Here is a 9,740-nt window from a genome sequence, read left to right as displayed (position 1 = left end):
AGAGTGGAGTCGCCCGTCTGAAGTCCTGGCGGATCTTCCGCAGAGCGCGGTGCAGCCCGAATCGAATGACGTCAATCGCAGCAGCGGTCCTCACTGTGGAGCGGCAACGCTGAAAGACCTCATTGACAGCGCTCGCAAGGCTGGCTACGGCGGCGTCTTCGCCCGCCCTAGCCACGGCCTGTGGGGCATTCCGCGAGATTGCGGGGCATGGTCCAGATAACGTGTAGTTCCCGTCAACGCCGCGCGAGAGGTGAAACGTTGAGCGACGGTCGGCTTGGTGTGGTGATGATCCACGGGATCAGGTCCGGGCCCAAGGTGTGGCAACCCCTTGAGCAGCTCATTGCGAACGACGAGGAACTCGGCTTCGTTGAAACGCTGCCGTTCGAGTACGCAACCGGAGTGAAGCGTCTCCATCCCCTGCGCATCTTTCCGTCGATCGATACGGTCGCCGACAGCCTGAAGGAGTTCCTAGCAACGGAGGCGGGTGACTTCGACAGGCTGATGCTCGTGACCCATAGCCAGGGCGGCCTGGTGGGTCAGCGGCATCTGGCCCGCATGCTGGCCGACGGTGCGGGCCAGGAACTCGTCCGCATCAAAAGGATGGTTATGCTGGCCTGCCCCAATAATGGTTCGGAACTGTTACTGTCGCTGCGCCGCAACGTACTGGGTCTGGGGCATCCTCAGGAGAAGGACCTGCGGCCGCTCAATGAGCAGGTGACCGCGACGCTGCGCACGATCTTGCGTGATGTCGTGCTCGCCACCGCTGTCACCGACCGCACGTGCCCGATCGACTTCCGTGTCTACGCCGGGGAAGGCGATCGTGTCGTTCCGGCCGCGTCCGCGCAGTCGGTGTTCCCTGACACCGCCGCTCTGCCCGGTGACCACTCCACGATCCTCAAAGCCGACTCGGCTGGCCACCGCACCTTCACCACCTTGCGCCGTCTTATCCTCACCCTCCCCGAAGGCGCAGCTGCCCAGCCACCGTCCACGGCACAGGCGTTGTCACCGGATCCGCGAGGTGCGGTGACCAACATCATCAGTGGTGGCACGGCCTACGGCCCCGTCATCCAGGGCGGCATGGTAGAGGTCTCCTTCCCCTCTTCGCCTACCGACGGGAACGGGTCCTGATCTTGGCTCCGTCGCGGAACTCGACATCCGCTGACGTCCGTCCTTGCTTCAGCCTGCCATTGCCCTGCTCGAAGCGCTTTGGGATTCACATCCAGGCCATGTAGGCGAAAGCTCGACGGCGATCCACTTGGCTTCGTACGCCTTCCCGGCCCGCCTGGGTCTGGCACATCTCCCGAGGCGTGGCGTGGCGGCCCTCTTCGCGCTGCGCACCAGCGCGATGTTCAGCGACGAGCAGGCCCAGATCGGAACATGTTCAGCACGGTGATCAACTGCTGCACGCAGGCGGTGGGTCCACAGCACTCCTCACAGGCTGGGGTCTGGTTCATCCGCGCGTTGGGGGCGGCGCATTATGAAAGGCGGTCGAAGTAGTAGGGGAGCCATTCTTCGAGGAATGCTGAGAAGGGCACGGCGGCGGGACACACACGCCGGCTAAAGCCGGATAGCGCCACCATGTCAGGGGGAAGGGTGTCTGCTCGGTTGAAGAGCGCGATCATTATCTCGTAGATGTGACGTCGTCTCGCTGCGATGACACCGGCCTTGATGAATTCGGAGTCCAGGTCGGCGGCCTGAGCTTCTTTGTGAAGGAGTTCGCCAGCGATGGCCGGTAAAACGTTGTTGCAGAGAACCGTGATCAGCTTGGGGTTCGGACACAAGTCGATTCGCTCAGATGAGCTGTAATTGAAGCGGTCGACGAAGGCTTCGGTGAATGGCAGCAGGACTCGCGGTGTCCCGAAGCCCGCCACGAGCCTGGCCAGCGGCTCTGCGGAGGAGGCCGTGAGCTGCAGTTGAACCGCCAGCAGCGCTGACTGCAGTCGGGGCATGGCTACCAGTTTCGCGGCCATGTGGTATTCCTGGGGCGTGAACGGGAGCCGGCCGAGCATGTACGACGTTGCCATCTCGCGGGCTTCGGCCTCCGTGAGCAGTACCGGCGGACCATCGCCTGGCGAGCCGGGTGGCGTGTACTTGGGACCGTTACTTGGCGGGTCTTCTCTTGCGGCCGAGCGGTAGAACTCGCGCAGTACGTGGGACGCTGGCAGTGAGGAGTCCCGCGGTGCCTGACATGCATGGACGAGGCGGGGCCAGTCCCGCGCCAGTATGCGCATGCTCTGGCGGCAGGACGCTGCCGGATCGGCGCCGGTCGCTGCGGTGAGCCGATCGATGCTGCGTAGTAGGTAGTCCGCTGGTGTGGAGGGGGCCACGGCCCGTCGTGCCCGTGTGCGAACAGCTTCGCCGCTTCGTCCGGCGTCGGCTGTGAAGTACTCGTGGAGGGAAGTGTGGCTGGCCGCCCCGAAGTGGACAGCGACGTCTTGAGTTCGTGTGGCTTGAGCCCAGTACGCACTGCGCACTGCGCTAGGGCGGAGTTCTGCATGTTCAGCCGCGGAGATGGGGGGCGATGCCGCCGTCGCGAGCCCTTCGCTCATGAGAGACCGTACGAATCGGTCGTTTGCGCGGATCTGATGCCGCGGAGGGCTTCGAAACCACAGCTCCGATGACATTTTCGTCGTTTGGATCTGTTCGTTGACCGACTGCAGGTAGACGTCGAGGCCGTGGCGATCCGGTGTCATGGATGCGTGTCCGCGGTGCCGTTCACCAGCGCCGCGTAGCCTTGAAGTAGCCGTTTGGTGATGTGGTGGCCTTCGTCTCCCAGGCTGAACCGCCTTGAGCTCAGAGCGGAGGCAAGGAGAGCGAACGCCATCGCTGTGGTCAGCGAGTCTTTGTCTCCTTCTTCTAACCAACTCGCTGTGACCGCGAGGTCCCGGATGAACGGTGACAAGGAACGAACAGCCCACACGTCTGCCGGTCCTGGCACGGCACTGGCTTCGGCTGCCGGTGGTGATTGGGCCAGCAGTCGGCCGAGGTCCAGCAGGAGGTTGCGGAGGGCGGCGGTGGATCCGTTGGCGGCTTCCTGTTCGGTCGGGTTGATGGCGTGGGGGGATGCCATGCACTCTGCTTCGATGACCTCGTGGATGTCTTCAGGAGACATTTCCCGAAGCCAGATCCGCGCGCGCTTGCGCCGCGTCTCCCTCATGTCGGCGAAGAAGGGCATATTGAGAGGGCCTTGCAGGTCGTACTGGAGTCTTTGCACGAGCCAGCCGACGGGAGACGCGCGAATAGCGGCGTTCTGGGACATTTGCCGTGTGCGTAGATTGTTGAGTGTGACGCCTGCGCATTGACGTGAGTACCACTGGGCGAAGGATTTTCCGGTGAGCGTGTGCCGCCGGGGGTCTACCAGAAGGTCTGGTTTTGCAGAAAGTTGGTGCAAGGCTGCTTCGATGGTGGGTTTTTCGTGGTGCACGGCGGAAAAGAATTGCTCTCGTGATCCGCCGGCGACGAGGAACTGCTTGAGAGGCGTGTGGCCGGGCTCTTTGGAGCCCAGTTGTTCCTCGCTGTCATCAGTGCGGTGGAAGGCCGCCATGACAGCGCTTCGGGCCGCTCCAGTCGACGTGCGGTATCGATGGTGGACCAGTCTGCTTGCTGCGAAGATCGTATGGCATGGTGCCTCGAGATCGGTCAAGTGGACCACGAGGGGGTCAGGCGTTTCGAGGAAGTCCGCCTGGGCTGTAAGTACTTCATCAACTCGGCTCTCGAACGGAAAGATGCAGGCATCTTCGTCGCTCCAGACGCTTCCGTCCGCTTCCACGAAGCACTGTCTGAAGAGCCGGTTCGTGCGGGGCAGGTAGGTCAGTCCCTGGCCTGAGGGTCCCTTCGTGCTGCCCAGGCTCCAGGTGACAACTACTTTGTACTCGTCGATGAAGGGGCTGTTGTCCAGGTGCAGGGTGTTGTCCCGGGCGACGACATCGACGGGGTAGGTGTCCTTGGCCCGCATGTCGATGATCTTTATCGGGCCGCCCAGTGCATAGGCGATGAGGACGGCGAAAAGCGGGTGTGCGACGGTGTCCCACAAGCCAGGGTTTCTCAGCAACGGTGTCGACGAGGCGATGTTCAGGTAATTGTGTAGCGTGCCGCGGCTGCCGCCTGCGCGCATCTCTGCGTCGTAGGTCTTCCGGAAGTCATCGAACTGATCTGCCGGGAGTAGTCCGGTCGTGCTGACGGCTCCCTCACGGGCGAGCGCTCGGCTTAAGGAGCTAAGGGCTTGTGTCCCGAGGAGATTGTCCAGCGTGGCGCGGAAGCGAGTGTCCTCTGTCCGGCGCGAGAGCTGACGGTAGGAGGACGGGCTGGCTAGTCGATCGGAGGGGACGAGGGGTGTGTGACGCAGAGCCATGTGGTTGCCGTTTCACCTGGGCTCGTCTGCGCTGACGAAGCGATCGAGATCTGTGAGGACGCGATGGACCTCGGCCACCGCGCTGTTGTTCCCGACTTGGGTGTACGCATCTTCGAGCTGCTGCAGAATCGCACGAACGGAACGGGAGTTGCCGAGTGCTTCTTCGGCTCGCCATGCACGTTCTAACCAGGTGCAGCCTTTCTCGAGGTCTCCGGACTTGACCCCAGCTGTCCCCAGGACTCGCAGGGCGAGCGCGCGCCCGTACGCGTTCGCCCTTTCCTCGCACATCGCCAGGCTGCGCAGGCCCAGGTCTTCGGCCCAGGTGTAGCGTCCCAGCTCGATGAGGGCGCGTGCGGCGTCGTACAAGCCTCGTGCTTCGCGCACGGCGTTGTTGTTGCGCCGGGATTCCCTGGCGGCACGCAGCCCCCAGCGCAGGGCCTGGTGATAGGCGCCGGAGCGGAGTGAGAGTTCCGCCATGGCGTGTTGGGTGGAGGCTGTCTGGCTGCTGTCTCCGCGGGCACTTTCAATGCTGAGGGCCGCCAAGAGTTGGTCCTTGGCAGAGTCGAGTCGTCCGGCGTCGGCGAGCGCCCTTCCCAGGCCGCGCCGGCAGTGAGCCTCCATCGGGTGGTCGCCAGCCATGGCTGCTTGGAGGGCCCGTTCTTGGACGTCGAGGGTTTTGGGAACGTCTTGTCGCCAGTAAAGGTAGGTATTGACGCACCAGGCAAAGCGGGTGACGAACTCGTAGTCGTGGGTGTGTGACGCTTCGTCCATCAGGCGGACCATGGACGGCGTGATGGTGCTGAACCAGGTGAGTGCCTCAGGAACGGTGAATCGGACCTCGCTGGCGATCCGTTCTGCGGTGTCTCCCAGTGCGATCGGGGACCGGTTGGGGTCGATTGTTTGGTCGGCTGCGAAGCTGAGTGCAAGGTAGGTGGTGCGAATCCGGCGGGCGATGTCGATCTGTTGTTCAGCGTTCAGTACTTGGGCGCGCGTTTCTGACAGGTACGCCCGGATGATGTCGTGCATGCGGTAGTGCCCTCGGCTGATCTCGTCGATCAGGGAGGCGAGACTCAGTGCGCGCAGGGTCCGGTCGCATCTGGATTCGTCCTGGTCGAGGACGAGGCGCAGCACGGCGCTGGAGAGCTCGGTATTGGGCAACATTGATGCTGCGTACAGGACGTACTTGGTTTCAGGGGCGAGGTCTTCGACGGACCAGGAGACGACTCTTCCGACCTCTATGCCGAGATCAGCGTCGTCGAGGAACCGTAGGGGTGTGTCTCCGGACTGGATTCCTGCGAGTGCGTCCTGGAGGTCCCATGTGGTGTGGACGGCGAGTTTAGCGGCGACGATGGCAAGCGCAAGCGGGTGTCCTTCCAGCAGTTCGACGATGCGGGTCGCGCTGTGGTTGTCCCTGCCGACGCGGATGAAGCCCACGCGTTCCGCAAGTAGTTCGATGCCTTCTTCGATGCTGAGCAGCGGCAATTTGAGGACCTGAGCCTGGTGTCGAATGATCATTTCGGGGATGGCGCGTCGACTTGTGACAATCAGACTTGAGCCCACACCGGGAACGAGTTCTCTGACGTCATCGTAGGTCGACACGTTGTCAATGATCACCAGGCATTTTTTTCCTGCTGTCGCTGCGAGAAATGCATTGCCCCACCCTGCGTCGTCAGTCAAATCGGTGCGGTTTACACCAAGTGCGGCCAGGAAGGTGCGCAGTGCGTCACGGGGTTCCACCCTCGGGGCATTCGAATATGCCTGCATGTCGACGAAGAACTGCCCGTCGGGGTAGTTTTCCAGCCGCGACCCCGACCAGGCGAGTGCCAGGGTGGTCTTCCCTGATCCAGCCAGACCCCACAGCACACAGCACCGGGATCCTGCAGATCCCATGGCGTCGTCCATGGCTTTCAGGAGGTGCGACCGGCCGATGACCCGGCCTACGCCACCGGGCAGCATGTGGGGCACGTCCGCGCGGTTCACCGAAGGTGACCGCTGGACATATATCGGTCCTGACGACCCAACCTGCAGCAGCTGATTCGCCGACAGGCGTTCCGCAATGTTATGCGGAACGCCTTCGTGCTCAGGGTTCACTGAGCCTTTCCTCCAGTCCTTGTCCACCGGCGCGGGCCAGAGTCGCCCCTGGAACTTCGTATCCCTGTTGCGTTATGCGTCACATCGAGACGTTACCGATATTCTGAGCCTGAATGAGTTTCTGCACATTGCTGGATGTTACGGAATTGCTGGCGCCAGCGGACATCGAAAGCCTGTGGAGATGGTCCCGGAACGTCGGGTCCTGACTCGCGTACGTGAACAGTAGGGCCTGAAGTTCACGCCTGTCATCCGCGGAGAGAGATCCGCGTTCCGCCCGGGTCAGGACTTCCATTTCCTGTGAAGGCTCCTGATCTTTGGAAAGGTAGCGGCGGATGAGGTCGATGAGCGCAGCACCTGATCCTTCGGAAATCCTGGCGAGTGCAGCAGTCACAATGGCCTCTGTCACGCGTCACGCTCCCTAATTGATTTGGCAGGACCGGACAAGCCAGGGGGCTGGCATGCTGGACGAATGTCAGTTGGGGTGTGCAGGCGTAACGACGGAAGAGGATCTTTAGGTGGCGCTTGAGGCAAAGAATGCAGGTAGAGGTAACGGTACCCTCCGCCTTGGCTGTCAGAAGCACAACTCATGAGAAGAAACGATTCTTCTGACGGCTGCCCTATCTGGGAGCCAGGGCGCTTCCAGGTTCCGGGGGCGTGCGGCTGGTCGGGTTGTGACCGGTTGGGGCACTTAAAAGGGCAGGCACGCGCTTCGTGATCATTGTGGTGTCGAAGCCAGGTGATCATGTGGTGGTCCGCGCCTGCTGCTACATCCTCTCCCGTACCGGCGGTTCGGGACGGATCTGCTGTTACTCGCCGCCGGGGATGGGGTGGGGCGTCCCGGCCGCGCAGGCATTCGGCGGCGACCGAAGCATCAGGCCAGGACGACCGGGTTCGACGTTGCGCACCCTGTGTATGTGGACGTAGGCGGTTGGTATTAGCCGGAGCACAAGGGCGGGTGCAGCCGCGGCAATAGCGCAGGTTCGGAATACTGCCTCTCTACCAGTAATCCACCGGCTCATGGCGGGATGCCAGGCCATCGTGTGCTCGCCCGGCATGACCGACCTCGACAGTGACCGCTCGATGGACCGGTCCGGGTGGGGCCGAGTGAACGCAAAGATCGCCCAAGGGCGGGAGCGCATCGGGTTCCGCTCGTGCCGCGACAACGTCTATCCCCTCTCGCCCAGCTCGCAGGACCTGGAGGCGCAGCGAGGCGTGCTCCGGGGGCGGCTTGTGGAACTCGGCGCCTCCTGGCGGAGCGTGACGTCCGCACCGCCGCCTGAGTGCGCGAGAGGGACTCGATGATCTGACGGTGTGCCAATGGCGCCCCGGCAGGACTCGAACCTGCGGCCAAGCGCTTAGAAGACGCCTGCTCTGTTCCGGCACTTTCGCTCGTTCAGGATGAGCGCTTGGTGGGCGGGCGTCAGCGATTGCGGGGGCAGCGTGGTGATTCGCCGACAGCAGACGTATTGAGCCCGGAAGGGACTGGAATTGCGCGGCGAAGCAAGTGAACCTAGAGCAGCTCACGGAAGATCGTCTGCGTGAACGGCGGAATATAGCACGGGATCGCCGGTTACCCAAACCGGCGATTCTCCGGACCATTGGAGATGTTCGGTCGCCGTGCGATTCACATGCGGTGCCCGGACTGCCGTGCCTACCCTCATGCCTCACCCCAAGGAGCTTGCTCATGGCCGCAGTTGTTGATGCCAAAACGGTTCTTCTGACCGATCGGCAGTGCTTTTCGATCCTGGACTGGGCCGCCAAGCAGCCGCAGAACGGCCACGTACTGCGGGCCTTCCTGGCGTCCATCGCTCTCGCGGCGCTGCAGCCGAAGGAAGCCTTGGTGCTGCGTGTTCGAGACGTGGAACTCGCGGACGACGGCAGCGGTTGGCTGCTGATCCACCTTCAGGGACAAGAGCGCCGCGAGGCGGATTCGGAGCGCGCGGGCGCCGAACGGCGTGTTCCCGCCTGCCGGGAGTTGGTGGCGCTCCTGAAGGCGGAGATCACCCGGCGTGATCTCCGCCCCGTTGACGCGATATTCGTTCTCGACGACGGGCGACCGCTGACCGCCCCGGTCTACCGGAAGATCTGGCGGCAAGCGCGGGCGGCTGTTCTGGAAGCGCACGAAGTCGACTCGTCGCTCGGCAGGAATATCTCGGCTCTGCGTGACGCATGCATCGCGGCGTGGCTGAAGAACGGTGACCAGACCGCGGCGCACATCCTCAAGGTGGCCGAGTGCGCCGGAATGAGCGCTCCTCGCCTCGCCGAACTCTTCGCGCACTGCCTTCGCAAGCCGACGCGGGATGAAATCCCTTGGGACCGGCTCGAAGTGGCCCTCGCCCTTCCTGACCTGCCGAGTGAGCCGGCCCCGACCGCTGTGCGCCGTCCGTAGCGCTGTTCCGCGTTGCGGATCGCCCGCGATTCCCTGTCCTGCCGCGTGACAAGGCGACGGGTGGGCGGAACTGGATTCCGCTCACCCAGGCTCACTCCTCTACCTCACAGAGAACCATCGATGCCTGGACGATCTTTGCTTGCCGCTACCGCTTCCTCGGGCGCCGTATCCGCCGCCTTCCTGAGCGTGAAGGACGCCGCCGACTATCTCGGCCTCTCACCCCACACCCTCTACGTCTGGCGCCACCGCGGGCAGGGACCCCCGAGCTTCCGCATGGGACCCCGTGGCCGCGTCATGTACCGGCTCGAAGTGCTCGACGCGTGGGTCCGCGAACAGGAGCAGGCAGACTCCCGCTCCAACCCGGCCCTCAACCCGCTCAACACCCCTCCGCAGGAGCGGTCCAGCCCCTTCCTCAGCGCCTGAAGCCCCCAGCGCTGTAGAGCGCCGCCCGCATCCCCATCACCAAGGAGTTCCACCTGGCCGGCTACATAGAAGACCGATGGCTGAAGAAGCGTCCCAACCCGAAGACCGGCAAACGCGAACGCACGGCCCTGTACAGCAAGTGCACCCGGTACCGCGTCAAGGGCATCCCCGGCGTCAAGGACCGTTCCTTCGACGCTCTCCAGGACGCCAAGACCTGGCTCGCCCAGGCTCAGACCGACGCTCGTCGAGGCGAGTTCGTCGATCCGCGTGATGGGGCCATCTCCCTCAAGGACTACATCGCGACCCACTGGTGGCCCACCCAGAGCGGTGACCCGTCCACGATCGAGCAGATCGAGCAGAGGGTACGGCGGCGGGGTTCCCCATCTGGGTGCTTAGACGCCATTTCGTTTGGTGTGATCTTGCGGCAGTCTGGACCGGTGACTGCTGAGCTTGTTGAGCGGATGGTCCCGGACGGTTTATGGGAGC

The 9,740-nt window shown here is 63.4% G+C and carries 7 protein-coding genes and 1 pseudogene; 4 read left to right on the top strand and 4 right to left on the bottom strand.

All coding sequences use genetic code 11. From position 1 onward, the window contains the following. A pseudogene (locus tag ACZ5VQ_RS49130) lies at nucleotides 1–113 on the top strand (IS5/IS1182 family transposase); the annotation flags it as partial. Nucleotides 114–258: 145 nt separating this feature from the next. Continuing rightward, the gene (locus ACZ5VQ_RS49125) at nucleotides 259–1,128 is read left to right on the top strand and encodes an esterase/lipase family protein (RefSeq protein WP_469110735.1); all 870 of its coding nucleotides are present in this window, start codon (nucleotides 259–261) and stop codon (nucleotides 1,126–1,128) included. Between the two features lie 347 nt (nucleotides 1,129–1,475). Here ACZ5VQ_RS49125 and ACZ5VQ_RS49120 read toward each other — a convergent pair whose 3' ends face one another. The 4 genes from ACZ5VQ_RS49120 to ACZ5VQ_RS49105 form a co-directional block, all read right to left on the bottom strand. After that, entirely contained in the window at nucleotides 1,476–1,970 is a 495-nt protein-coding gene (locus ACZ5VQ_RS49120) for a hypothetical protein (protein WP_469110734.1), read from the bottom strand. Between the two features lie 719 nt (nucleotides 1,971–2,689). Continuing rightward, a complete protein-coding gene (locus tag ACZ5VQ_RS49115) occupies nucleotides 2,690–4,114 on the bottom strand; it encodes a hypothetical protein (protein WP_469110733.1) in 1,425 nt (474 codons plus the stop codon). 249 nt (nucleotides 4,115–4,363) lie between these two features. Next, complete coding sequence (locus tag ACZ5VQ_RS49110; RefSeq protein WP_469110732.1) at nucleotides 4,364–6,442, bottom strand: hypothetical protein; 2,079 nt, start codon at nucleotides 6,440–6,442, stop codon at nucleotides 4,364–4,366. A 79-nt stretch (nucleotides 6,443–6,521) separates the two neighbouring features. Further along, the gene (locus ACZ5VQ_RS49105; protein WP_469110731.1) at nucleotides 6,522–6,848 is read right to left on the bottom strand and encodes a hypothetical protein; all 327 of its coding nucleotides are present in this window, start codon (nucleotides 6,846–6,848) and stop codon (nucleotides 6,522–6,524) included. A gap of 1,278 nt (nucleotides 6,849–8,126) precedes the next feature. Here ACZ5VQ_RS49105 and ACZ5VQ_RS49100 point away from each other — a divergent pair. Together ACZ5VQ_RS49100 and ACZ5VQ_RS49095 are read left to right on the top strand one after the other, a co-directional pair. Beyond that, nucleotides 8,127–8,831 (top strand): hypothetical protein, encoded by a 705-nt coding sequence (locus ACZ5VQ_RS49100; RefSeq protein WP_469110730.1) that lies wholly within the window; start codon nucleotides 8,127–8,129, stop codon nucleotides 8,829–8,831. 120 nt (nucleotides 8,832–8,951) lie between these two features. Further along, the gene (locus ACZ5VQ_RS49095) at nucleotides 8,952–9,254 is read left to right on the top strand and encodes a helix-turn-helix transcriptional regulator (protein WP_469110729.1); all 303 of its coding nucleotides are present in this window, start codon (nucleotides 8,952–8,954) and stop codon (nucleotides 9,252–9,254) included. Nucleotides 9,255–9,740: the final 486 nt, after the last annotated feature.

Source organism: Streptomyces sp. NPDC033178, from assembly GCF_055577685.1.
The sequence above is the reverse complement of the archived record's forward strand: the minus strand, read 5'-3'. Positions and strand labels throughout refer to the sequence as shown.